The organism is Streptomyces sp. 3N207 (assembly GCF_052246355.1).
Lineage (GTDB): Bacteria > Actinomycetota > Actinomycetes > Streptomycetales > Streptomycetaceae > Streptomyces.
In genome coordinates this window covers 57576-82639 of sequence record NZ_JBQQBV010000004.1, presented here as the reverse complement: position 1 = coordinate 82639, position 25064 = coordinate 57576, and the positions used below count along the sequence as shown (strand labels likewise).

Below are 25064 nucleotides of genomic sequence, written 5' to 3'. Positions count from 1 at the left end.
CGCCGTCACCGGTCCGCACGCCGCCTCACTCCCCTCGTCCCCGCACGGGCTTCGCGGCCGGGCGCGCACCACGTCCCCGCTCAACTTCACACTGCTCGTCCCCACGCGGTCCTCGCCCTTCGAGTCCGGCGCACCATCGAGATCAGCGCCGCATCGAGGTCAGCGTCAGATCACGTCGGCGCCGGACACGGCGAGGGGCGCGGGTCAGAGCAGGGCGCGTACGCGCTCGGGGTCGCCGCAGACAATGAGCTGCTCGGTGGCCTTCCCCAGGGCCGCCGGAAGGGCTGCCGCCGCCTCCGAGTCGGTGCCGCCGTTGACGGCGAGCAGCACGATGGGGCGCTGGGTGGTGCTGGCCACGACGGAGGCGTGGGCACAGAAGACGTCCTCGGCGTCGGCGAGTTGGCGCCAGTAGGACTCCTCACCGAAGGAGAGTTCATGCTCTGCCCAGGGGTGCTGGCCACCGGTGGTCAGAAGCAGGATCTCACCGGGCGCCCGGCCTTCGTCGAGGAGCTTGTCAACGGTCTCGTCGGCAACCTCCACCGCGGTCGTGTCGGTCGCGGCGACGAGGTGGATCCGGGCCGTGGCGACCGGGGAGGCCGGCTTCGCCGAAGTCGGCGGGTTCGACTGGCGAGGGCCGCCGGGACGGCCCGGAGTGTTGGGGCCTCTGCTGGCGGCGCGCGGTGGTGCGGGGCGCGGCGCTTGGCGAGGGCCGGGAATAGGGGCTGCGGTGCGGGATGCCTGCGGAGTTCGGGATGCTCCCGCTGATGTGCGGGCACCCGGGACGCTCTCGTAAATCTGTGGCTCCTCGGGAGTGAGAGGCATGAGGTGTTGTCTATCAAAGGACGGAAACAGACGTGTCAGCGGGTACGGGTTACGCGGGTATTCCCGCGGCTGAGTTCCGGTACTTCGTGACGGTGCCGTCCGACCGTTCCGGATCAGAAGAGGCCGATCTGCTCTGTTGGCTCGCTCCGGATGCGCTTGAGGTGCTTCCAGCGGGTCAGGGCATCCATATATGCCCAGGACAGCCGGTGGTGCGGGGTGGGACCGATCTTTTCCAAGGCCGCCTTGTGCACCGGTGATGGGTACCCCGCGTTGTCCTCGAATGCGAACTCGACGTGTTCGGGGGCGAGTTCGGCCATAAGGGCATCGCGACGCACCTTGGCGATGACGGAAGCAGCCGCGACGGCGACGCACGACTGATCGCCCTTGATGACGGTACGCACGCGCCAGGGCGCTCCGAGGTAGTCGTGCTTGCCGTCCAGAATCACGGCGTCGGGGCGCTGGGGCAGGCCGTCCAGGGCGCGGACGGCGGCGAATCGGAGGGCGGCGGTCATGCCGTGTTCGTCGATCTCCTCCGGGGTGGAGTGACCGAGAGAGTAGGCGGTGACCCAACTGGTCAGTTCTTCGGCGAGCTCGCTGCGGCGCGGCTCGGGGATGAGTTTGGAGTCGGTAAGGCCGGCAGGAGGACGACGCAGGCCCGTGATTGCGGCGCAGACCGTCACGGGTCCAGCCCAAGCTCCACGGCCGACCTCATCCACTCCGGCGACAATCTTGGCGCCGGTGGTGGCGCGGAGCGAACGCTCGACGCGATGGGTTGGAGACTCGTACGGCATGGCAATAACTAGCGTATCCGCTGCGGGGGCGGCGAGTTCAGCGGAGTCCGCCGAAGACGGCGAAAGACTCCGGAGAAGGCACCGTTGATCGCGGAAGGGGGTGAATTGGTAACGGAGAGTCCGCGAAATGGAGCGCACACTCGCGACTTCCGGCTCCGAGATCCTCAGCGCACGGCATCGAGCAGCCAGCCGGGAAATCCCTCGGTGCGTTCGTGCCATTCCTCGGGCGGAGCCGAGGCGGGTCCCGCCGCGGCCACGATGCCGCCGACAATGGCGCAGGTGGTGTCCACGTCGCCGCCGGCGCTCGCAGTGGTCCAGAACGCCGCGCGGAAGTCGCCAAGATTCCGGGCAGCAGCCCAGAGCGTGAACGGCACCGTGTCCTGCGTGCTGGTGCGCCGACCGCAGCCGAGCACCGCAGCGACCGTGCCGACGTCGGCGTAGTCGAGCAGATCGGCGGCACGGCGCAGCCCCGCTTGGACGGCGCTGCGCGGGACGAGTTCCTGGACGCGGGCCAGGAGCCTCTCGGGGGTGAGCGGTGCGGTCGACGCGTGCGACGCGGTCGGCGGCGCAGTCGACCCGCCTCCGGCCTCGCCGGGGCCCCGGCCCGCGCCGCCGCCCGCGCTCCTGCCGCCCTCGTCCTCACCTGCGCATTCGCCTTTGCCTGAGCCGCCGTCCGTACCATCGTCCGCGCCCACGCCCACCCCTGCGCCCACGCCTGCGCCTGCGGCGGCGCCCCCATCCCCGTCTTCTTCCACGCGGTCGGGCACCTCGGGGCGGCCTTGCTGGTCGCCGGCAACGAGGGCTGCGGCTGCGGCAACCGCGCGCGTACCGGCGACGGCTTCGGGGTGCCGGTGGGTGACCTCGGCGGAGCGTTCGGCCTCCGCAGCCGCGCGCTCGGGGTCGCCGGCGAACCAGGCGCCGAGCGGGGCCACCCGCATGGCGCAGCCGTTGCCCCAGGAGCCCTGCCCCTCGAAGAGGGAGGCGGCCAACTCGCGCCAGTCACCACCCTCCTGGCGGATGAGACGCAGCATCCGGTTCACCGCGGGGCCGTAGCCGCGGTCGAAATCGTGGTGCTCGGAGAAGGAGGCGGCCAGTGCGCCCTGGTCGATATGACCGTGCGCCGCGAGGACGGCCACCACGGAGGCGGCCATTTCGGTGTCGTCGGTCCACTGCCAGTGGCCGGGCGGCAGCTCCCGGCGGCGCAGGCAGGAGAGATTGGCGGGAACGAAGAACTGGGAGCCCAGGGCATCGCCCACTGCCAGGCCGCGCAGGCTGGCGAGGGCACGGGAGACCCGCTCACGGCGGGCAGGGTCGGGGGCAGGGAATCGAGCACTCATGTCCCGACGATGTTAGCGGCGACTCCCGTAGGAGCGCGGACTCCCATAGGGGCGAGGGGGCTGCCAGCGTTCGAACGGCCGGTCGAGGTGGTAGCGGCCTTCGGGTCCGAGAAGGAGGGCGCGGGTCTCACCGTTGCCGGGGTTGGAGAGGCATTCGAACTCCTCCACCGTCCAATGGAACCAGCGCATGCAGAACAACCGCATGGTGAGTCCGTGCGTGACCAGCAGTACGTTCGGCGGGTTGTCGGGCGCCTCGAAGCTGCGCCACAGGCTCTCCAGGAAGGCGCCGACACGGTCGTAGACGTCGGCGCCGGACTCGCCTTGGGCGAAGCGGTAGAAGAAGTGGCCATATGCGTCGCGGTACTTCTTCTGCTGCCGCACGTCCTCCCGGTCCTGCCAGTTCCCCCAGTCCTGTTCGCGGAGCCTGGGCTCCTCGCGGACCCGCAGCTGGGCGGGGCCGATGCCGAGCGCGGCGAGGGTTTCGCGAGTGCGACGGTAGGGCGATACGTAGGCGGAGACGCGTTCCTCGCCGAAGACCTCACGGAGCTGCTTGCCTGCCTCTTCAGCCTGGCGCAGCCCGCGCTCGGTCAGTGGCAGTGCGTGATCGGGCACCCGCTCGTAGATGCTGTCGTCGGCGTTTCCCTCCGACTCTCCGTGGCGGAGCAGGACGATACGGCGAGGACGTGCCATGAGCCCCACCCTAGGTCAGACGGTCCAGGAGGGCTCCAGATCGATCACGTCTCCGGTGACGTGGGAGACGTCAGCCCCGGTCTGGGCTCGCAGTGCCAGCCGCTCCACACGCTCAACCCGATACTTTCCGTACTCGGCGGTGGAGTCCCACATCGAGAGGACCAGGAACTCGTCCTCCGTGTTCGCCTGGGCGAAGACGCCGCGCAGCATTCCCGGGGAGCCTGCCATGGCCGGGTTCCACACCTTCTCCTGCATCAGCGTGTAGTGCTCGATCCGGTCGGGTCGCACCCGGCAGTGGGCCACGCGCAGCAGATCCGCGTCCGTGAAGACGGGACGGAAGCCGGTCTTCACATCGAAACGGTATTCGAAGAGCCTGACCTGCATGTCCTTGTATGTACCGAGCTGGGCGGCGTGCAGCCGGTCGTGCGAACGCGCCATGAAGGAGTCGTAGAAGGCCCGGCTCTCCCAGAAGCCGAAGAGGTGGACGACTCCTTCCCGGGACCGACTCCACCCGCCGCCCTGCCCCCGGAAACCGGGCTCGCCGAGCAGACCGGCCCATTTCCGCTGTGCCCGTGCGAACCCCGGACGGTCGATGACGGTGCAGCGCATCCACTTGACCAGCACCGCGCTATCGTACGGCCATCCCAGCGACCCCCCGCCCCGGGAGAGAGCACCCTGCGTCTCGTACTGACGTGTCCCACTCCCGGTCCGCCTCTGGCCCCATTTCCGGTCTGCCTCTGTACTCCACCTCCGGCCTGTCTCACCTCACCACCTCTGATGCGCCTCCCTTCACGGGGGCAGAGGCCGACGGCGACGGCTGCGCGGAGGTGGTCGCCGCGGCGGTATGCGGCGGTTGACCACATTGCTGTCTGCGGACACGGACGCCGGTGAGGCCCGGGTCGCCGGGTACGACGTACGCCGCGAGGGGAACCAGGTGCGCGCGTCGATCGGGGTGACAGGACAGTTCTCCGCCGTGGACGAGTTGCTGACCGGACGGGAGAATCTGCGGCTGTTGGCCGACTCGGCCACCTCGACCGGCGCTGCATCGGAGACGGTGGTTGAGCAACTGCTGGCGCGGTTCGACCTGGTCGATGCCGCGGACCGGGGCGCCGAGACGTACTCCGGCGGCCTGAAACTGCGTCTCGATCTGGCGATACCCCTGGTCGCGGGGCGGCGGTTGATCTTCCTCGACGAGCCGACCACCGGTCTCGCCCCCTCCCCCGGTCTCGGCTTCGCCGGCCGGGTGGACCCCCAACGTCGCCGTGGCCTATGGAAGATCGTGCGGGAACTGGTGGCCGACGAGGCCATGGCCTTCCTGGCCCCCAGTCCGAATCCGGAGACCGCGAGCAGCTGGCCGATGATCTTCATTCTGCTGCCGTTCGTGGGGAGCGGGTTCGTGGGGAGAGGGTTCGTGCCGGTCGAGTCGATGCCCACCAGGCCGCGATGGTTCGCCGAGCACCAGCCGTTCACACCGGCCAAGGACGCCTTCCGCGGTCTGCCGACCGGATCGCCGGATGGGTCGTACCTGCTCTGGGCCGTCGGCTGGTGCGTGGTGATGGGATCGGTCGGCTACCTCTGGTCGCGGCGGCTACCGGACCCGCACCGCGAACAGGAGAATGACCCGATGCTGACCATCGGCGAGCTGGCGTCGTACGCCGGAGTGACGGTGCGCGCGGTGCGGCACTATCACGCCAAGGGCCTGCTGCCGGAGCCGGAGCGGGACCACTCCGGCTATCGGAGGTACGGCGCCGGCGCCGTGGTGGAGCTGATCAAGATCCGGAGCCTTGCCGAAGCCGGCGTCCCGCTGGCGCGCGTACAGGAGCTGCTCCGGGCTGACGAGGAGGAGTTCGCCGCGGCGGTCGCAGACATCGACAAGCGGCTGCGGGCGGAGATCCGTGAGCGGCAGCGGCACCGCGAACGGATCGCCCGCCTCGCCGCCGGGGACAACCTGGCGCTGCCCCCGGAGGTGGTCGATTTCCTCGACCGACTGCGGGCGCTCGGGGTCGACGAGCGGATCGTCCACGTCGAACGCGACGGCTGGATTCCGCTGGCAGCACACTCACCCGAGCGCGTCCAGGAGTGGGTGGCCCGCAAGCGGGAGCAGCTTGCCGACCCGCAGCTCATCGACTTCTATCTCACCCTGGGCCAGGCTCTCGACCGGCCCGACGACGACCCACGGTTGATCGAGCTGGCCACCAAGTTGGCCGCCTACATCTCGCAGATGGCCGACGAGCGGGGCGAGGACTACGTCGACGACGCCGATATCGAGCCACCGTTCGTCAAGCTGATGGACACACTGGCCTTCGACACCGCGCCGCCGGCCCGTCGCCTGATCGAGCTGCTGAAGCAGCGTGGCTGGACCGGCTGGACCAAGCTCGAGCGCGTGGACCCGACGCGCGGTGCGGCCGGAGCACGGCAGGAACACACCGGTTGCCGGAGCGAGCCGCGAGGCAGCTGATCCGGTCCCGCTTGACGGGTTCGCCCCATCGGACGGCGGTGCTGAGTTCGCCCATCGGACGGCGGTGCTGAGGTGGACGCCGAGCAAGTCGGCGAATCCCAGGGGTGGGAGCCCCCGCAGGCGCGGGAGCGCAGGGCGCTGTTACGGCCGGTGTTCCCTTACGCGGGCGGGCCCTGATCTCCTCCACCCGCAAGCGGGTAACGGCAGAGAGGGAGCCGGCCCGAGGCCGGCTCCCTCTCTCATGTGCGGATCAACGACGTCAGCAACGGATGCTCAACGCTGCATCGGACGCTTTCCCGCTCGTTGTCAGCTGCAACCGCTGGTCGAGCCGCAGCCCTCGCACAGGTAGCAGCTGCCCGCGCGGCGCATCTTGGTGCCGCAGGAGAAGCACAGGGGGGCGTCGGCGTTGAGCCCGAGCTGCATCTCCATCAGTTCCGTGGAGTTGTGGGCCTCCCTCGGTGCGGGCGTCGCGGCCTCGGGCTCGGCAGCCGTCCGCTGCGTGTCCTTGGCGTCCTTGGCCTCCTCCACAGGGGCCGTCGACTGCTCGGCCTTGGGGGCCGACTGCGCCAGGGCGTCGGCGTCGAACTCCTCCTCCGACGCCTCGTAGGAGCCCGTCTCCAGGTGGCGCTGGCGCTCGGCCGCCGAGTGGATGCCGAGTGCCGAACGGGTCTCGAAGGGGAGGAAGTCCAGCGCCAGGCGGCGGAAGATGTAGTCGACGATCGACTGCGCCATCCGCACGTCAGTGTCGTCCGTCATACCTGCCGGCTCGAAGCGCATGTTGGTGAACTTCGAGACGTAGGTCTCCAGCGGAACGCCGTACTGGAGGCCGACCGAGACCGCGATGGAGAAGGCATCCATCATGCCCGCCAGGGTGGAGCCCTGCTTGGACATCTTGAGGAAGACCTCGCCAAGGCCGTCGTCCGGGTAGGAGTTGGCCGTCATGTAGCCCTCGGCGCCGCCCACCGTGAAGGAAGTGGTGATGCCGGGACGGCCCTTGGGCAGCCGACGGCGGACCGGGCGGTACTCGACGACCTTCTCCGGCTCGGGCGCCTCCGCCTTCTTCTCCTCCTTGGCCTTGGCCGAAAGCGGCTGGCCGACCTTGCTGTTCTCGACGTAGACGGCCAGCGCCTTGGTGCCGAGCTTCCAGCCCTGGAGGTAGATCTCCTCGACGTCCTCGACGGCGCTACTCGCGGGCATGTTGACCGTCTTGGAGATGGCGCCGGACAGGAACGGCTGGGCTGCCGCCATCATCCGTACGTGGCCCATCGGGGAGATGGAGCGCTCGCCCATGGCGCAGTCGAAGACCTCGTAGTGCTCGGGCTTGAGGCCGGGTGCGTTCACGACGTTGCCGTGCTCGGCGATGTGCTCGACGACGGCCTCGATCTGCTCGGGCTGGTAGCCGAGGCGCTTGAGGGCCTTGGGGACCGTGTTGTTCACGATCTGCATGGAGCCGCCGCCGACGAGCTTCTTGAACTTGACCAGGGCGAGGTCGGGCTCGACGCCGGTGGTGTCGCAGTCCATCATCAGGCCGATGGTGCCGGTCGGTGCCAGCACCGATGCCTGCGCATTGCGGAAACCGTTTTTCTTACCGAGCCGCTGCACGTCCTGCCACGCCTCGGTGGCCGCCGCCCACACCGGGGTGTCGAGGTCGTCCATCCGGGTCGCGGCGTCGTTGGCGTCGCTGTGCTGCTTCATGACCCGGCGGTGCGCCTCGGCGTTGCGGGCGTACCCCTCGTACGGGCCGACCACGGAGGCAAGTTCGGCCGACCGCTTGTAGGAGGTGCCGGTCATCAGGGAGGTGATCGCACCGGCGAGGGCCCGGCCGCCGTCGCTGTCGTAGGCGTGGCCGGTGGCCATCAGCAGGGCGCCGAGGTTGGCGTAGCCGATGCCCAGCTGGCGGAAGGCGCGGGTGGTCTCGCCGATCTTCTCGGTCGGGAAGTCGGCGAAGCAGATGGAGATGTCCATCGCCGTGATGACCAGCTCGGTCACCTTCGCGAAGCGCTCCGCGTCGAAGGACTGGTTGCCCTTGTCGTCGTCGCGCAGGAACTTCATCAGGTTGAGCGACGCCAGGTTGCACGAGGAGTTGTCCAGGTGCATGTACTCACTGCACGGGTTGGAGGCGGTGATGCGGCCCGTCTCCGGCGAGGTGTGCCAGTGGTTGATGGTGTCGTCGTACTGGATGCCGGGGTCGGCGCAGACGTGGGCGGCCTCGGCCATCTTGCGGAAGAGCTTCCTGGCGTCCACCTCCTCGACGACCTCACCGGTCATCCGGGCGCGCAGCGCGAACTTCGAGCCGGACTCGACGGCCTTCATGAACTCGTCGTTCACACGCACCGAGTTGTTGGCGTTCTGGTACTGGACCGACGCGATGTCCTCGCCGCCCAGGTCCATGTCGAAGCCCGCGTCCCGCAGAGCGCGGATCTTCTCCTCCTCCTTGACCTTGGTGTCGATGAACGCCTCGACGTCCGGGTGGTCGACGTCCAGGACGACCATCTTGGCGGCCCGGCGGGTCGCACCGCCCGACTTGATCGTGCCGGCGGAGGCGTCGGCACCGCGCATGAAGGAGACGGGGCCCGAGGCGTTGCCGCCCGAGGAGAGGAGTTCCTTGGAGGAGCGGATGCGGGAGAGGTTCAGACCGGCTCCGGAGCCGCCCTTGAAGATCATGCCCTCTTCCTTGTACCAGTCGAGGATCGACTCCATGGAGTCGTCGACGGACAGGATGAAGCACGCGCTGACCTGCTGGGGCTGCTTGGTTCCGACGTTGAACCACACAGGGGAGTTGAAGGCGAAGATCTGGTGCAGCACGGCGTAGGCGAGTTCGTGCTCGAAGGTCTCGGCGTCCTCGGGGGAGGCGAAGTACCCGTGCTTCTCACCGGCCGCCCGGTAGGTCTTCACCACCCGGTCGATCAGCTGCTTGAGGCTGTTCTCCCGCTGCGGAGTCCCCACGGCACCGCGGAAATACTTGCTCGTGACGATGTTGACCGCATTCACCGACCAGAAGTCGGGGAATTCGACGCCACGCTGCTCGAAGTTGATCGAGCCGTCGCGCCAGTTGGTCATGACGACGTCGCGGCGCTCCCAGTTCACCTCGTCGTACGGGTGCACTCCGGGGGTCGTGTGGATGCGCTCGATGCGCAGTCCGTTGTTCGCCTTGCTGCCCTTAGCGCGGGAGCCGCGTGCCGGGCCGCTCGTCGTCTCTGTCATTCCGCCTCCCTGTGTGGGACATAACGCCCCAACATGCCCCGGTTCTTCCCCGAGAACTGTGCCTGTCTGGTGACCCGGACACGGTGCGTGTCCAGGCCAGGTCTCTGTGTACGCCGAGGCCGTGCCCCGGCCTGTGGGCCCCGCACCGCGGGGCCGGCCGCCGTCAGTCGGCGGCAGTGGCCGCGGGGGCGCCGCCGGCCCCGCCGGGCTGTCCGCCCGAGGCGTCCCCCGCCCGGACTTCGGCACCGCCGAGGGGTGTGGGCACCCCCGGCGACGCCTGCGCCTCTCCCCCGGCCGTCCGGCCCCTCCCGGTCCGGGCCCCCTCGCGGGCAGCGGTCTCCTCCTGGCCCCCGGCGGTTTCGCCGTCCTGCGCTCCGGGGCCGGAGTCACGTGGGTGTGCTTCGCGCAGTTCGGCTATGGCCGCCTCGAAGTCCTCCAGGGACTCGAACGCCTTGTAGACCGAGGCGAACCGCAAGTAGGCGACCAGATCGAGGTCCTGGAGCGGGCCGAGTATGGCGAGTCCGACGTCGTGCGTGGACAACTCCGCGCTCCCGGTGGCCCGGACGGCTTCCTCGACCCGCTGTCCGAGTTGGGCGAGGGCGTCCTCGGTGACGGGGCGCCCCTGGCACGCCTTGCGGACTCCGGCAATCACCTTGTCCCGACTGAAGGGCTCGGTGACACCACTCCGCTTGATCACTGTGAGTGATGCGTTTTCCACGGTCGTGAAGCGGCGGGAGCAGTGCGGGCACTGGCGCCGCCGCCTGATGGCCGCTCCGTCGTCGGCTGTACGGCTGTCGACCACGCGGCTGTCAGGGTGCCGGCAGAAGGGGCAATGCATCGTTTCCACCCTCCCAGGGCCCATAGGACCCTCACCGTGCATGACAGATCACGCCGCGGCACCCCCGTCACAGGGGCCCCTCGACGGGCCACCAGCATAGGCGAAGTCCCCCCGGCGTGAGCACCCAGGGACACAACTTCTGGTGGCGCGCGCTCATCAAACCACTAGATCTGGTAGCCGATGGTCAAGACGGCCACCACGCGTGTCGCCCCCCGGCGCGGCCCACGAGCCTACGCGAAGCGGGGCGGCGGGAAGCCGCCGGGGCACGCCTGCCAGACTGTGCGGGACGGCGGCGGCGTGCCGCGGGCAGTGCGGCGGCGGAACGGCGAGGGCGCGGCGGTGACCCGAAGTGGCGACGCAGCGGGATAAAAGTTCGACGACATAAGTAATTACGGACAGCGACGGGCGGCAACGGGAAACAGCACGCGGAAACACCGTGGCGGCAGCACGAACCGCGACGGGGAAACGAACAGCGAACGACGGGCGCGATGTTTGCGTGGCGCATCTGAGACACATGACAGAGGCACACGTACGCGGCGCCCACACATTCCGAAAGGACCCGCCACGCCCCGGCGAGCCAGACGGCGCGGCCCATACACCCACCGAGCTGCAGAAGTCAGGCGAACTCCGGATTTTCACTCGAACGTGTGTTTGGCGCAACCTTTCGAAACCAACTACCGTTGTCCAGCTAGGGAGAACTTCTCGAGAGGGGCCGACGACGTGACCACGACCGCAGACAGCGCCACCATCACCTCCCAGAACCGCACAGCTCCGGCAGCGGCTCAGCCAATTGACGAAATTCAGCCCGTGAATGACGCCATGAACGCAGAGATTCAGGAAGGCCAACAAGCGAAGCGATCGCTTCCCGGCCGACCTCCAGGCATCCGCGCCGACAGCTCGGGGCTCACCGACCGGCAGCGTCGGGTGATCGAGGTGATCCGCGATTCGGTCCAGCGGCGCGGCTACCCGCCGTCCATGCGGGAAATCGGCCAGGCGGTCGGGCTCTCCAGCACCTCCTCGGTGGCGCACCAGCTGATGGCCCTCGAGCGTAAGGGCTTCCTCCGCCGTGATCCGCACCGTCCCCGTGCCTACGAGGTCCGCGGCTCGGACGCCCCGAGCAGCGCACAGGCCGCCGCCGACACCACGGGCAAGCCGTCGGCCTCCTACGTTCCGCTGGTCGGCCGTATTGCGGCGGGCGGCCCCATTCTCGCCGAGGAGTCGGTCGAGGACGTCTTCCCGCTGCCCCGCCAACTGGTCGGCGACGGCGAACTGTTCGTCCTCAAGGTCATCGGCGACTCGATGATCGAGGCCGCGATCTGTGACGGCGACTGGGTCACCGTACGCCGCCAGCCCGTCGCCGAGAACGGCGACATCGTGGCCGCGATGCTGGACGGCGAGGCCACCGTGAAGCGCTTCAAGCGCGAGGACGGGCATGTATGGCTGCTGCCGCACAACTCCTCGTATCAGCCGATCCCGGGCGACGATGCGACCATCCTCGGCAAGGTCGTCGCCGTGCTGCGCCGGGTCTGACCACTCGTAGCCTCTCTATACGGCGTACGACGAACAGCCGCGTACGACAGACAGCTGGGCGGCCCGCTCGCGGGCCGAAGGCTTACGGGCCGCTGGTTCCCTCCGCACCGGAACCGGCGGCCCGCCGTTGTATGCAGACGGCCGCCGTCGCCGTCGACTCTGGCGCACGCTCGCGCTGCTACGCCTGCTTGGCCGCCTCGTCGATGGCGGCGAGGGAGCGACGGACCTGGTTGCGGTCCGTCGTGTACCAGAAGTCCGGCATGGAGGCCCGCAGGAAGCTGCCGTACCGGGCCCGCTCCAGGCGCGGGTCCAGGACCGCGACCACGCCGCGGTCCCCCGTCGCCCGTACGAGCCGGCCCGCGCCCTGCGCCATCAGCAGCGCCGCGTGGGTGGCCGCCACCGCCATGAAGCCGTTGCCGCCGGCCTCCTCGACCGCCTTCTGCCGGGCGCTCATCAGCGGATCGTCGGGCCTCGGGAACGGCACCCTGTCCATCACCACCAGCTGGCAGTTGGCGCCCGGCACGTCCACGCCCTGCCACAGCGAGAGCGTGCCGAACAGACAGGTCTCCGCGTCGTCCGCGAACCGCTGGATGAGCTCTCCCAGCGTCTCCTCGCCCTGCAGCAGGATCGGCAGACCCAGTCTGCCGCGCAGTTCCTCGGCGGCGGCCCGCGCGCCGCGCATAGAGGAGAAGAGCCCCAGCGTCCGGCCGCCGGCCGCCTCCACCAGCTCCGCGAGCTCGTCCAGCATGTCATTGCGCTGGGCGTCCCGGCCCGGGGGCGACAGATGCTTGGCGACGTAGAGAATGCCCTGCTTGCGGTAGTCGAACGGGGAGCCGACGTCCAGCCCCTTCCAGGGCGGCGTCTCGGCCTCTTCGCCGTCGGTGTCGCTGCCGATCCCCTCCGGGGCGAGACCGAGGGAGGCGCCGACCCCGTTGAAGTCCCCGCCCAGCTTGAGGGTGGCGGAGGTGAGGATGACGGAGCGGTCGGCGAAGAGTTTCTCGCGCAGCAGGCCGGACACCGACAGCGGTGCCACCCGCAGCGAGGCTCCGTAGCGCTCGTGCCGCTCGTACCAGATGACGTCGAAGTCGGAGTGCTCCAGGATGCGTTCGGCGACATCGTGGACGTTCTCGATCGAGGCTTTGGCCTGCTTGCGGACCGCGTCCTCGTCCTGGACGGACTTGTCCCTGGTGTTGCCCAGCGCGCTCAGGCAGGTGCGCCCTGCGTCACGCAGCGCCATCAGCGCGTACTCCAGGTCCTCCGGAACGGTCTCCAGCCGGCCCGGCAGGGCGAGCTCCATCAACCGTTCGAAGGTTTCGGAGGCGGTCTGGAGCTGGTCGGCTGCTTTTTCGTCCACCAATTTGGCGACACGGCGCACCGCGCGGTTGACGCTGCCGGGGGTGAGCTCGCCCGTGGCGACGCCGGTGACGCGGGAGACGAGCTCGTGTGCCTCGTCGACGATGAGCACCTCGTGGCCGGGGAGCACGGGGGCGCCCTCGATGGCGTCGATGGCCAGCAGCGCGTGATTCGTGACGATCACCTCGGCGAGCTTGGCACGCTCCCGGGCAGCCTCCGCGAAGCACTCGGCACCGTACGCGCACTTGCTGGCGCCCAGGCACTCGCGGGAGGAGACGGAGACCTGGCCCCAGGCACGGTCGGAGACGCCCGGCTTCAGATCATCGCGGTCTCCCGTCTCCGTCTCGTCGGACCAGTCGCGCAGCCGCAGCAGGTCCGTGCCGAGCTTGGAGGTGGGGGCCGCGCTCTCGAAGGGGTCGAAGAGCCCGCTCTCCTCTTCCTGCGGAACCCCTTCGTGCAGTCGGTGCAGACACAGGTAGTTCGACCGGCCCTTGAGCATGGCGAACTCGGGGCGGCGGCGCAGCAGCGGATGCAGTGCCTCGACGGTGCGCGGCAGATCGCGCTCGACGAGCTGGCGCTGGAGTGCGAGCGTGGCGGTCGCGACCACCACCCGCTCACCGTGAGCCAGCGCGGGAACCAGATAGGCGAGCGACTTTCCGGTGCCGGTGCCCGCCTGTACGAGGAGGTGGCGGCCGGTCTCGACAGCCTCGGCGACGGCCTCGGCCATGGCGGCCTGACCTGCGCGTTCCGTGCCGCCAACGGCGGTGACGGCGGCCTGGAGGAGTTCGGTGACGGCGGGCTTGCTCATAGACCCGACACCTTACGCGGCACCACTGACACCCCGCCCAGCTGCTTCCCACCTCGAACGGTTGCTTCCAGCCAGCACGGTCGACACGTACGGGTGCGCCCTGTGCGCACACGCGCACTCTCGGTCGGTCTTCGGTGGTTCGGAGCCGCCCTCCGCGTGACGGTTGCCGTCCTCAGTACAGCGGATTGCGCACCGTTCCATGGACCGCGGCGTGCGGGCGCTCGGTTCTGTCGCGGTAGCCGTCGGCGTGCAGCCGGTTGCGGTTGAGGCAGAGCCGCTCGATGCGCGGGGTCAGCAGGTCGAAGGTCTCGAAGCGGGGCTTCAGTCCGGGGAAGCGCTCGTGGTACCGGTCGATCTCCGCCCGAACGAGTGCCCAGAAATCGTCCTCACTGACGCCGAGTTGCGCCTCGCACAGCGGGGCCAGATAGCGGAAGACGCCGACGAAGAGCGCGGAGTGGATGAACTGGGTGAGGAACATGGGCGGTTCGCTGAGCAGCACACCTCGTACGTCCTCCGGCATGGAGTCGAGCTCGGGAACCGGCTCCGCGCTGACGTTGACGTCGTCCACGAAGTCCTTGATCGCCAGCCGGACCGGTACGTCGTGCCCGTCGAAGACGACGATGGCGTTCTCCCCGTGCGGTGAGAAGACCGTGCCGTAGCGGTAGAGAAAGTGCAGCAGCGGCGGGAGCAGCGACCCGAACAGGTGCTTGAGCCAGACCCGGGGCTCCAGCCGGGAGCGCGCCACCAGTTCCGCTGCGAGGGAGTTGCCGTGCACATCCGTGTGGATCAGGGAGGCGAGCGTGCGGGCCCGTTCGTCCGGACCGAGCAGCGGGATGAGGGGTTCGCGCCAGATACAGCCGAGAAGTTCGCGGTACTGGTAGGGCGCATCGGCCAGCGGCTCGTACACCGGGTGCGTGACGGCCACCGAGGCGACCTCGCCCAGCAGGATCACCCGGCACTCCTCGGACAGGAACGCGTCCTGCTCGCACAGTCGCTGCACCCAGCCGGTGACCGACGGCGCTGCGAGCGTACGGTCGGTCGGCAGACCGCGCCACACCAGCGTGTTGAGGATGGCGAGCGGCAGCTTGACGGCATGCCGGTCGGGCCTGCTGATGTTCAGGAACGTACGGATGGACTGTTGCGGCAGCCGCAGATCGCCGTCGCTGGGCAGCGGAAGGATCTCCTGCGCGGCCAGCTGCGCGGCGAACAGCGGCACGACCGTCTCATCCCACTGCCAGGGGTGCACGGGCATGCAGAGGTAGTCCCCGGGGGACACTCCGCGCGACCGCAGCCTCTGGTGGAAGGCGGCGACTGTCTCCTCGCTCAGCTCGCGCGCGTACAGCCGCTCCGCGTCGGCCAGCCGGGACACCCCGTGGTAGCTCGCCAGGCGCCGGTGGACGGCGAGCCACGGCAGCGGTCGTGCCGTGCGGATCTCGGGTGCCCAGCGTGCGGCGTCGGCGCCGGAGAAACCGAGCCGCCCCTTGTTGGCGACCAGCCAGGGGTGTCCGACCATATGTCCCTCCAGCTCGGCGTAGCCCAGCGAGGCGAGGTCGGCGACGGGCAGTTCGGAGGCCAGCAGTTGGGTGTCGGCAGTGAGCGTGGCGGTCAGCTCGCGGATGTAGTGACCGGCTGTTTCGCCGCTCAGTCCGAGCAGCGTGCGGGCACGGGAGACGAAGCCCAGCGGGTCCAGTCCGGGCTCCAGGGAGGCGGCGTCGACGCTCCAATGACCGTAGGCCCCCCGGCGGGCCCGGAAGCGGACGGTGAGGCCGTCGTCCACGGGGAGGACGTAGCACCCGGGTGTGGCACCGGGCGCGGGCTGCGGCTGAAGGATCTCCTCGTAGGAGAACTCGGCGATCATCTTGGCGAGCAGCCGCCGGGACGCGCGGTTCCAGGGGTCGGACCCTCTTTCGAGGCCCGCGGGGACGGCTAGCGGGGCTACGTCATGGGAGGAGGATGAGGACGAGGTTCGGGACACGGGAGTTGCTCCTTGTGGGAGGCGTGGATTCAAGTGGCGGTGGCCGCGGAGTACGCGGGCCGCGGCCACCGGGTCAGAGCGCGTGGCGCAGCTCGCGGTCCCGCACCATCAGGGCCGCGCGCTTGGCGGGGAGCTGGATCTCGGCGGTGAGCCGGAAGCCCGCACCGAGGAAGGCGGCGACGGAGGGGACGTTGCGCACGTCCGGTTCCGCCAGCACGCGCGTACACCGGGGGCGCTGGTCCAGGACGAGGTCGGCGACCGTACGCAGCAGCAGCGAGCCGAGCCCTCTTCCACGGTGCGCGGCTGCACCGATGAGCAGATGCAGACCGGTGTCGTGCGGCCGGGTACGGCAGTGCCGCGCGAGCGGGTCGAGGTCGGCACGGTAGAGCTCCCAGTAGCTCATCGGCGCGCCGTCCAGCACACCGAGGCAGGGAATGCTGCGTCCGTCGCCCTCCAGCTGGGGGCGCAGATGGGCCTCGGTGACCCGTTCGGGACCGGCCAGCTCCCAGAAGGCCGCAACCATGGGGTCGTTCATCCATGCGGAGATCAGCGGCAGATCGCGGGCGAGGTGTACGGGCACCAGCTGGAACCGGCCCGCGTCGGTCACCACCGCGGGCCAGTTGGCGGGGCTGTCGGGTGCGTCGGCGTGCTCTCTGCCGGCGTTGACGCAGGAGGCGGAGAAGGCGTGGGGCCGGGGCTCGCGCCGGGGCGGCGGCCCGGATCGTTCCCGCGGCAGTCCGAGGTTGAGAGTGTCCTCCCCGGCGGCGGTGCCGCGGTGGGCTGTGAGGGGGTCGTCGCTGCTGGTGCTGGAGCCGGGCTCCGCCGGGTCCGCGCCGGGGGTATCGGCCGGCGGTGCGGAGCCCGGCTGGGGGTGCGGCATGACGACGTCTCCTCTCTGCGAGGGGCCGAGGGCCAGGGGGTCAGGGGATGAGCGGGTTGCCGAGGGTGACGTAGACGGACTGGGTGTCGACCGGGCCGACGAGTTCGTCCATGCCGTGCAGCCGGGTGAGGAGGTTCGCCTTGCAGCGCAGCGTCGGGGAGTCGAGCAGCAGCGCGGGCAGCGGCGAGGCGGGCTCCTCGCGTGCGGCGCCCTGCAGGAAGCGCCGGAATGCCGCGAGCAGCAGCCGCTCGTCGGCGAGCTGCTGGGAGCCGAAGGCCCCGATAAGGCCCAGGACGTTGTTGATGCCCAGGTAGTAGGCGAATCGCTCGTCGGTGACGTCGTCGGCGACGAAGGTGTCGCTCGCCAGGCCGACCTGCACCCCGGGCAGCCGACGGCTGATCGCGTCCTGGTGGGAGGTACGGAAGTAGTAGCCCTGGTTGTCCCGGTAGCGCCCGCCCTGTGGCCAGCCGTGTGCGTCCAGCAGTACGACGGTGTTCTGCTGGTGTGCCTCCAGGGCAATGCCCCCATGCGCGTCCAGCCAGAGGATGGGTCGGACGACGGCGTCCAGATAGCGCAGGAACCACTCGGCAGCCACCGCCCCCAACTGCCGCCGGGAGCGCTGCGCGAGCGCATGGATCACTCGTCCGAGCCGGGAACGCAGCGCGACGGGCGGGCCGTGCGATCCGGGGTCGGGTGCGGACCGGGCGGACGTGGTGCGGAGGGGTACGCCAGGGGCGGGCGCGAGAGGGACGGGAGCTGTCAGTCCGGCGAGGCAGACGGCGTCCTCCCCCGCGCCGAAAGGGTTGTGCCGGATGACGGTGTCGAAACCGGGCAGCCGTCCCTCACCGGGCACGTCGACGCCGAGCCAGGCCGGATCCCGCACGATGTCGAAGCCCGGGTGGGCCGCCCGCCAGGCGCGGCCCAGATCTCCGCGGAGCAGCCGGTGCACCTCCACGCCGCGCAGCAGCTCCTTGCGGAGGTTCTCGCGGCGGGAGTTGGTGATACGCAGCCCGACGGACAGCTTGAGCATCGCCACGCTGTCCGGCCGGAAGACAGTACGTACCGAGGAAGTCGGGCTCCAGCGCTCCCCCATCTGCCCCAGATCGTGCAGCAGCCCCGCGTCCAGCAGTGTGCGGACGGCGGGGCTGTGGCGTACCTCCCGGGCCTGCCAGGGGTGCAGGGGCAGGGGCACGTACTCTTCGGGGATCCATCCGGCCAGTGCCTGCCCGCTCAGGCGCAGCGCGAGTTGGGTGGCGGAGACGGGTTTGCCGCGATCTGTCCATGCGGAGTCCCCCGCCAGCGCCGAGCGGTGGACGGCCATCCAGTGCAACGGGAAGCTGCCGCGCAGTTCGGGCGAGTAGGCGCTTTCCTCCGCGTCGGAGAACCCCTCGCGGCTCTTGGGGGTGGGGTGCAGGGGGTGACCGAAAACCAGCGCCTGCTCCCCGTCGAGGAACGGGCTGGTGGCGGGAGAGGGCTCCGGGTGGTTGCGACGGTCGGCCAGGAACCGGGCGGTGCGCTGTACGGAGTCGGCGACACGGCCCACCAGCGCGGTGTTCTCGGCGGCGCTGGCGCCCTCGTAGGCATCGGTGCCGGCTTCGGTACCGATGGGACCGGGCCTTGTCCCGTCGGTGCTCCGGGCGGTGTGTGCGGCCTCGCGCCCGATCAGGGCCGCGACCGCGACGGCTTGCAGCGGGGCGGCGGACTCGGGCGCTCCCTCGAGAGAAGGCGGATCGAAACGGTGCCAGCCGACGGGTGACCAGTGCCGTACCGGAACCAGCAGCGCGCTGCCGCTGGCGGGCAGCGGGATGCGGAGCACGCCGTTCCGGGTACGGGCCGGAGCCGTCTCGCGCACCCAGCACCGGAGCAGGCTCTCCAGCGCTGCGGCGTCGGCGGCTGCGCGCGGATCCGGGTGCTCCAGGGGATCGCGGTGGTGCGGTACTTCGGGGTGCTGTCGCGATTCGGGGTGCTGTCGCGATTCGGGGTGGTGTCGCGAGTCGGGGTGGTGCGGTACGTCGGGGTGCTGCGGTACTTCGCCGTTTTGCGACGATTCGGGATGCTCCGGCGGCTCGGGGGGCTGCGTGGCGATACGCCGCTCCTGTTGCGGCACCGTCGGTTCGATCAGGTCAGCGGGCCTCCGACGGACCGGGTCCTTGGGCTCGTCGGCTCCGGAGCGCGCGTTCACTGAAGTCTCCTTGGCTGGTGTCGACTGGGCGCGCTGGGCAGCGAGCCACACTCCCCCATACGCACCAACGAGGTGAACGGCCCCGGATCACGGGCTCGTTGAAGTTCCCCCTCCGGATGGGGCGGAATACAGAGCAATCCGGGGGCGCGCTGCGAGCGGGTGTGCGCTGGGGGAACCGCGGACCCTGGTGTGCCCGTCCCGAACACCACCGGGCATAGTGGGGGCCGCCCCGCCCCGGCGAGGTGCATGACAAGTCAAGAGGCACGAGATCCATTCAGGGGGAGTTCAGCGATGCCATCGATAGCCAGGTCCGCGCGGCGCCGTCCGGCGCTGGCCGCGGCCGCGGTCGCCGCCGTGTTGGCGGTCACCGCTACGGCCTGCGGCCCGGAGGACAACAAGGCGGACGACAAGCCCAGCAAGGCTGCCTCCCAGGAGAAGAAGCCGAGCCGGGACGCGAAGAAGGACCTTGGACTCCCTGACGACCTCCCGAAGGATCTGCCGACCTCCCTGGACGACCTGGACGCGTGGAAGAAGGGCGCCTGGAAGAACTGGGACCGGGACAAGTGGCTGAAGGAAGCCAAGCAATTCTTCAACCCGATCATCCGTGACCTGTGGAACCCGGACCGGATGAAGGACGCGGACGGCAACGACCGCAAGGTCGACGACTCGGACATCGACGACAAGCCCAGCGGCGGCAGCGACGGCACCGGCGAGGACGAGGGCGTCACCGATCCGACGCCGAAGGAAGTCAAGGCCGCCGCGGTCAAGAGGCCGTACACCCAGGACGACCTGCCCGTCGGCAAGGTCTTCATGGACACCCCGAAGGGTGCCATGGTCTGCTCCGGCTCCGTTCTGAAGGATCCGCGTCACCCGGGGAAGTCCAACCTGGTCGCCACCGCCGGGCACTGTGTGCACGGCGGCGCGGGCAAGGGCTGGTACCGCAACGTGGTCTTCGTCCCGGACTACAACCCCAAGGGGCTGTCGAACCAGCAGCTGGCGAACGCCTCCAAGGGTGACGTCGCCCCCGACGGCATCTGGTGGGCCAAGCACGCCCGTACCACCAAGCACTGGATCCAGAACGGCGCCGAGCGCGGCGGCAAGGGTGCACAGCAGGACTTCGCGGTGCTCCAGATGCAGCCCGAGGACAAGAGCACCGGCCCCTCGCTGGAGGAGAAGGCCGGCGGCGCCGTCAAGGCCGCCTTCAGCACTCCCCGGGTCAAGTCGATCAAGAGCCTCAGCGCGGTGGGCTACCCGGCGGCACCGCCCTTCGACGGCGCCCGGATGTACCGCTGTGCCGACAAGCCGAGCCGTCTCACGATCGACCCGGAGCAGCCCACCATGTACCGCATCGGCTGCACCATGACGGCGGGTTCGTCCGGCGGCCCCTGGCTCGACGCCTCGGGCACCCGGCTGCTCTCGGTGACCTCCATCGGTCCCATCACCGCCGACTGGCTGGCCGGCGCCCGCCTCGGCAAGGAGGCCAAGGCCGTCTTCGACGCGGTCAGCAAGGAGGGCTGAGCGCCGATGCGGCGAGAACACCCCGCGCATGACGCGCGCTTTCCGTACGAGTCTTCAAGGGGACCCCGAACCATGTCACGTATACGCAGCGCCGGACGTGGGCGTCCGGTCCTGGTCACGGCGGCACTGGCCGCCGCCCTCGCCCTCACCGCCACCGCCTGCACGGGCGACGGTGACGGCAAGAAGAAGACGGACGCCAAGCCGGCCGCCTCCGAGGGCGCCCAGGACTCCGGCGGCGGTAAGGACCAGATCGGCATCCCCGACAAGCTGCCGAAGGACCTTCCCACCTCCCTCCAGGACCTCGACAAGTGGAAGCAGGGCGCCTGGAAGAACTGGGACAAGGACCAGTGGGTGCGTGAGGCCAAGGACTTCGTCAACCCCTACATCAAGGGCCACTGGGACCTGGGGCGGATGAAGAAGGCCGAGGACAACGAGAAGAAGGTCCCGAAGAACGTCAAGAGCACCTCGGGTTCCACCAACACCGCGGAGCCGCGCCCGGTCAAGGCGGACGCCGTGAAGACGCCGTACACCCGGAACGCGGCTCCCGCCGGCAAGATCTTCATGGACACTCCGGAAGGCCCGATGGTCTGCTCCGGCACGGTCATCAAGGACCCGCGCCACCCGGGCAAGTCCAACCTGGTCGCCACCGCGGGCCACTGCGTCCACTCCGGCAGGAGCGGCGGCTGGCTGCGCAACATCACCTTCATCCCGGCCTTCAACGACAAGGGCCGCTCGATGCCGGCGGTCAACAGCTCCCCGCCGCAGGAGGTCGCCCCGTACGGCGAGTGGTGGGTGAAGTGGGCCCAGACCACCAACTACTGGATCCAGAAGGGCGCCAAGTCCGGGGGCGGCGGCTCCCAGCAGGACTTCGCGGTGCTGCGCGTCGAGCCGGTGAACAAGTCCGGCAAGTCGCTGGAGGAGACCGTCGGCAACGCCATCAAGGTCAACTTCCAGTCGCCCTCGTCGTCCCGGATCCGCGGCGTCAGCAACTACGGCTACCCGGCGGCGCCGCCCTTCGACGGCGCCCGGATGTACTCCTGCACCGACCGTCCCGGCGCGCTGACGATCGACCCGTCGCAGCCCGCGCTGTACCGCATCGGCTGCACCATGACGGGCGGTTCCTCCGGTGGCGCCTGGCTGATCAAGGGCGCGGGCGGCAAGCCCGAGCTGATCTCCGTCAACTCGATCGGCCCGCACCCGGCCACCTGGCTCGCGGGGCCGCAGCTGGGCCCGACGGCCAAGCAGGTCTTCAACGCCGCAAGCCGCAAGGGCTGACCGGTTGACCGGCTGGGGCACACCGCACCAGCACTGAACAAGGGCCCGCCCCCTCCCGGAAGCCGGGAGGGGGCGGGCCTTCTTCTGTGCAATTTTCGGCTGCCCTTGCGGTGCGGCCTCGGCTACGGCCGGGCGGCCAGCGGCTGGAATGCGCGCAGCTCCGCGGCGAGCTCCTCGTGCACCCGGGCCTTGAGCAGCGTGCCCTGTTCGAGGTGCTCCTCGGAGAGCACCTCGCCCTGGTTGTGCACCCGAGAGACGAGCTTGCCCTCGGTGTAGGGCAGCAGCACCTCCAGCTCGACGGAGGGGCGCGGCAGCTCGTTGTCGATCAGCTCCCGCAGCTGGTCGACGCCCTGCCCGGTGCGCGCGGAGACGACCAGTGCGTGCTTCTCGGCCCGCAGCAGCCGTTGCAGGACGAGCGGGTCGGCCGCGTCCGCCTTGTTGACCACGACGATCTCGGGTACGTCGGCTGCACCCACATCGCGGACGACCTCGCGCACGGCGGCGAGCTGTTCCTCCGGCGCGGGGTGCGCGCCGTCCACCACATGCAGGATCAGGTCGGCGTCACCGACCTCCTCCATGGTGGAGCGGAACGCCTCCACCAGATGGTGCGGAAGGTGCCGGACGAAACCGACGGTGTCGGCCAGCGTGTAGCCCCTGCCGCTGGGGGTCTCGGCCTTGCGCACGGTCGGGTCCAGGGTGGCGAACAGTGCGTTCTCCACCAGCACGCCTGCCCCTGTGAGCCGGTTGAGCAGCGAGGACTTGCCCGCGTTGGTGTAGCCCGCGATGGCGACCGAGGGCACCTTGTTGCGCTTGCGGTCCTGCCGCTGCACCTCGCGGCCGGTCTTCATCTCCGCGATCTCCCGGCGCATCTTCGCCATCTTCTCGCGGATCCGCCGCCGGTCCGTCTCGATCTTGGTCTCACCAGGACCACGGGTTGCCATGCCGCCGCCGGCCGAACCGGAGCCACCGCCACCCATCTGCCGGGAGAGCGACTGGCCCCAGCCGCGCAGCCTGGGGAGCATGTAGTTCATCTGTGCCAGCGCCACCTGCGCCTTGCCCTCTCGGGACTTGGCGTGCTGGGCGAAGATGTCGAGGATCAGGGCCGTGCGGTCGACGACCTTGACCTTGACGACGTCCTCGAGGTGGATGAGCTGGCCAGGGGTCAGCTCACCGTCGCACACGACGGTGTCGGCACCGGTCTCCAGGACGATGTCCCGCAGCTCGGCGGCCTTGCCGGAGCCGATGTACGTGGCAGCGTCAGGCTTGTCCCGGCGCTGGATCACGCCGTCGAGCACCACTGCTCCGGCCGTCTCGGCGAGGGCTGCCAGCTCCGCGAGGGAGTTCTCGGCGTCGTTCGCCGTACCGGAGGTCCAGACGCCGACCAGCACGACACGCTCCAGGCGCAGCTGCCGGTACTCAACCTCTGTGACGTCCTCCAGCTCGGTGGAGAGACCGGCCACTCGCCGCAGCGCCGCCCGGTCGGAGCGGTCGAGCTGATCACCGTCACGGTTCTCGTCGAACGTGTGACTAAGAGCGACGTCCTCTTCCATCAGGGCGTCGGCTCGGCGGTTCGTCTTGGCGATGCGCTGGCCGTTCTGTGGAAGGGAAGAGGAGTGGGTCAAGTGGATCCTTAAGGTCGAGGGAAGCTTACGTACCGCACAACGCCCTGGCGGCGAGGAAGATTCCCCGGGCACCGGGCCCGTCCTGGGCGGACCCGCCGCCGCGCGGCGCGGTCACAAGGATGGTCGCACGGCGCTGCGACGTCGTCACCCGTATTTGCCGCCCTTCCCGGGCGCTCCCGGGGGGCTGCGGCGACCAGGACTACGGGCGGCGGCTCTTTTCGACCGTCCTCGCGGAACTCGCGTCCGTTTTCCCCGCCGGGCTCTTGGCCGGCTTCTTCTGGGTCCAGTCCGGGTGCCCCGGCATGGGCGGGGTGGTCTTCCCGTAGAGCCATTTCTTCAGGAATGCGCTCTGGTCCTTGCCGGAGATCTCGCTGGCCAGAGCGATGAAGTCGGCGGTGGTGGCGCTGGAGTCGCGGTACTTGCGCGGCCAGGCGCGCTGCAGCCGTGCGAACGCCTCCTTGCCGATCCGCTCACGCAGTGCGTAGAGAACGACGGCGGAACCGTTGTAGACGATCGGGCTGAACAGCTCGATCTTCCCGCTCTTCCGGGTGGGGAGGAGGGCTGCGGGAGGCCCGTGACGCTTGCGCCAGGCGTCGGACTGCTCGTACGAGGCGCGCGCCCGCTCGTCGACCGAGAAGCCGCCCCGTTCAGCGCCGTACGCCCACTCGTACCAGCTCGCATGGCCCTCGTTCAGCCACAGATCGGTCCAGCGGCGCGGGGAGACGCTGTCGCCGAACCACTGGTGCGCCAACTCGTGCACCATCAGTGACTCCCTGTACCAGTCCGGGTACTTACGGGAGGACAGCAGTTCGCTCTCGAAGAGGGAGAGAGTCTGTGTCTCCAGTTCGAAGCCGGTGTCCGCCTCGGCGGCCAGCAGCCCGTAGTTCTCGAACGGGTACTCCCCCGCATGCCGCTCCATCCAGGCGATCTGCCGGGACGTCTCGTTCAGCGCGGGCTCCAGCGCCTCGCGCTGCTTGACGGGTACGACGTGGCGCAACGGCAGCCCGTGCGGGCCTGTAGAGCGCACGACAGTGGAGCGGCCGATCGACACCTGGGCCAGCTCGGTGGCCATGGGGTGGCCCATCCGGTACGTCCAGACGGTGTCCTTCCCCGCGCGGGACCGCCCGGCCGGCAGCCCGCCCGCCACGGCTGTCAGCCCGCGCGGCGCCCGTACCCGGAAGGTGAACATGGCCTTGTCCGCAGGGTGGTCGTTGCCGGGGAACACTCGGTGCGCGGCGTCGGCCTGGTTGGCCATCGCCAGACCGTCCTTGGTGCGCACCCAGCCGCCGTTCTTGATGGTGGGGTCGCTGGTGTGCCGGACCTCGATGTGCAGCCAGGAACCCCGCCGCAACTGTGACTGCGGACTGACCACCAGATCCTCGCCCGCGCGGGCGTGCCCGGCGGGCTGCCCGTTGACCTCGACCGAGCGGACGTCACCGCCTGCGAAGTCCAGGTTGAACCGGTCCATGGGCCCGGCGGTGACCCGCGCATCGATGACGGTCCGGGCAGTGAGCGGCTTGCTGTTGTCACCGCTGTAGTCGAAGGAGATGTCGTACGCACGGACGTCGTAGCCGGGGTTGCCGAGGTGCGGGAAGAGGTGGTCGCCGATACCGGCCGCCTGGGGTGCGGGGAGCGCGGCGCCGATCAGGGCGAGGGCCGTGGCGGTGGTCGTACCGGCGATCGCACCGCGCCGTCCGGCGGCTGAGCGGGAGACTGCGCGTGCTGCGGGGGCTGTAAGGGCCATGGATCATCGCTACCAGCGGCCGCAGCCGGTGGTGGCT

17 protein-coding genes and 1 pseudogene are annotated in these 25064 nt (G+C 69.8%); 5 read left to right on the top strand and 13 right to left on the bottom strand.

Annotated features, from left to right (window positions below):
* Window positions 1-204 precede the first annotated feature (204 nt).
* From ACTWP9_RS08120 to ACTWP9_RS08100, 5 genes are all read right to left on the bottom strand, one after another.
* Window positions 205-540: a hypothetical protein gene (locus tag ACTWP9_RS08120; protein ID WP_443245325.1), complete on the bottom strand. Its 336-nt coding sequence runs from the start codon at window positions 538-540 to the stop codon at window positions 205-207.
* 395 nt (window positions 541-935) lie between these two features.
* The gene (locus ACTWP9_RS08115; RefSeq protein ID WP_443245324.1) at window positions 936-1613 is read right to left on the bottom strand and encodes a ribonuclease HII; all 678 of its coding nucleotides are present in this window, start codon (window positions 1611-1613) and stop codon (window positions 936-938) included.
* A 164-nt stretch (window positions 1614-1777) separates the two neighbouring features.
* Window positions 1778-2950, bottom strand: a complete 1173-nt coding sequence (locus tag ACTWP9_RS08110; protein ID WP_443245323.1) for an ADP-ribosylglycohydrolase family protein — start codon at window positions 2948-2950, stop codon at window positions 1778-1780.
* Window positions 2951-2962: 12 nt separating this feature from the next.
* Entirely contained in the window at window positions 2963-3640 is a 678-nt protein-coding gene (locus ACTWP9_RS08105) for a histidine phosphatase family protein (protein WP_443245322.1), read from the bottom strand.
* Between the two features lie 15 nt (window positions 3641-3655).
* Complete coding sequence (locus ACTWP9_RS08100; RefSeq protein ID WP_443245321.1) at window positions 3656-4264, bottom strand: YdbC family protein; 609 nt, start codon at window positions 4262-4264, stop codon at window positions 3656-3658.
* Between the two features lie 220 nt (window positions 4265-4484).
* Here ACTWP9_RS08100 and ACTWP9_RS08095 point away from each other — a divergent pair.
* Window positions 4485-4832, top strand: a pseudogene (locus ACTWP9_RS08095) (ATP-binding cassette domain-containing protein); the annotation flags it as partial.
* Between the two features lie 432 nt (window positions 4833-5264).
* Window positions 5265-6098, top strand: coding sequence for a MerR family transcriptional regulator (locus ACTWP9_RS08090; RefSeq protein WP_443245579.1), 834 nt, complete (start codon window positions 5265-5267; stop codon window positions 6096-6098).
* A 306-nt stretch (window positions 6099-6404) separates the two neighbouring features.
* Here the strand turns inward: ACTWP9_RS08090 and ACTWP9_RS08085 are convergent, their stop codons facing one another.
* Window positions 6405-9302: a vitamin B12-dependent ribonucleotide reductase gene (locus tag ACTWP9_RS08085; protein WP_443245320.1), complete on the bottom strand. Its 2898-nt coding sequence runs from the start codon at window positions 9300-9302 to the stop codon at window positions 6405-6407.
* Window positions 9303-9465: 163 nt separating this feature from the next.
* Complete coding sequence (gene nrdR / locus ACTWP9_RS08080; RefSeq protein WP_443245319.1) at window positions 9466-10140, bottom strand: transcriptional regulator NrdR; 675 nt, start codon at window positions 10138-10140, stop codon at window positions 9466-9468.
* Between the two features lie 720 nt (window positions 10141-10860).
* Between nrdR and lexA the strand changes: the two genes are divergently transcribed.
* A complete protein-coding gene (lexA, locus tag ACTWP9_RS08075) occupies window positions 10861-11670 on the top strand; it encodes a transcriptional repressor LexA (RefSeq protein ID WP_443245318.1) in 810 nt (269 codons plus the stop codon).
* Window positions 11671-11848: 178 nt separating this feature from the next.
* Here lexA and ACTWP9_RS08070 read toward each other — a convergent pair whose 3' ends face one another.
* The 4 genes from ACTWP9_RS08070 to ACTWP9_RS08055 all read right to left on the bottom strand — a co-directional run bounded on the left by ACTWP9_RS08070 (window position 11849) and on the right by ACTWP9_RS08055 (window position 18868).
* Window positions 11849-13831: an ATP-dependent DNA helicase gene (locus ACTWP9_RS08070; protein WP_443245317.1), complete on the bottom strand. Its 1983-nt coding sequence runs from the start codon at window positions 13829-13831 to the stop codon at window positions 11849-11851.
* A gap of 172 nt (window positions 13832-14003) precedes the next feature.
* Complete coding sequence (locus ACTWP9_RS08065) at window positions 14004-15806, bottom strand: IucA/IucC family protein (protein WP_443245316.1); 1803 nt, start codon at window positions 15804-15806, stop codon at window positions 14004-14006.
* A gap of 73 nt (window positions 15807-15879) precedes the next feature.
* Window positions 15880-16686: a GNAT family N-acetyltransferase gene (locus ACTWP9_RS08060; RefSeq protein ID WP_443245315.1), complete on the bottom strand. Its 807-nt coding sequence runs from the start codon at window positions 16684-16686 to the stop codon at window positions 15880-15882.
* Window positions 16687-16726: 40 nt separating this feature from the next.
* Window positions 16727-18868, bottom strand: coding sequence for an IucA/IucC family protein (locus tag ACTWP9_RS08055; protein WP_443245314.1), 2142 nt, complete (start codon window positions 18866-18868; stop codon window positions 16727-16729).
* Window positions 18869-19159: 291 nt separating this feature from the next.
* On the opposite strand from ACTWP9_RS08055, the gene ACTWP9_RS08050 reads away from it, so the two are divergent.
* Complete coding sequence (locus ACTWP9_RS08050) at window positions 19160-20386, top strand: trypsin-like serine peptidase (protein ID WP_443245313.1); 1227 nt, start codon at window positions 19160-19162, stop codon at window positions 20384-20386.
* Window positions 20387-20458: 72 nt separating this feature from the next.
* On the top strand, window positions 20459-21661 hold the full coding sequence (locus ACTWP9_RS08045; protein ID WP_443245312.1) for a trypsin-like serine peptidase: 1203 nt from the start codon (window positions 20459-20461) through the stop codon (window positions 21659-21661).
* Window positions 21662-21783: 122 nt separating this feature from the next.
* Here ACTWP9_RS08045 and hflX read toward each other — a convergent pair whose 3' ends face one another.
* Complete coding sequence (gene hflX / locus ACTWP9_RS08040; protein ID WP_443245311.1) at window positions 21784-23283, bottom strand: GTPase HflX; 1500 nt, start codon at window positions 23281-23283, stop codon at window positions 21784-21786.
* Window positions 23284-23482: 199 nt separating this feature from the next.
* A complete protein-coding gene (locus tag ACTWP9_RS08035) occupies window positions 23483-25027 on the bottom strand; it encodes a M1 family metallopeptidase (protein ID WP_443245310.1) in 1545 nt (514 codons plus the stop codon).
* Between the last annotated feature and the right edge of the window lie 37 nt (window positions 25028-25064).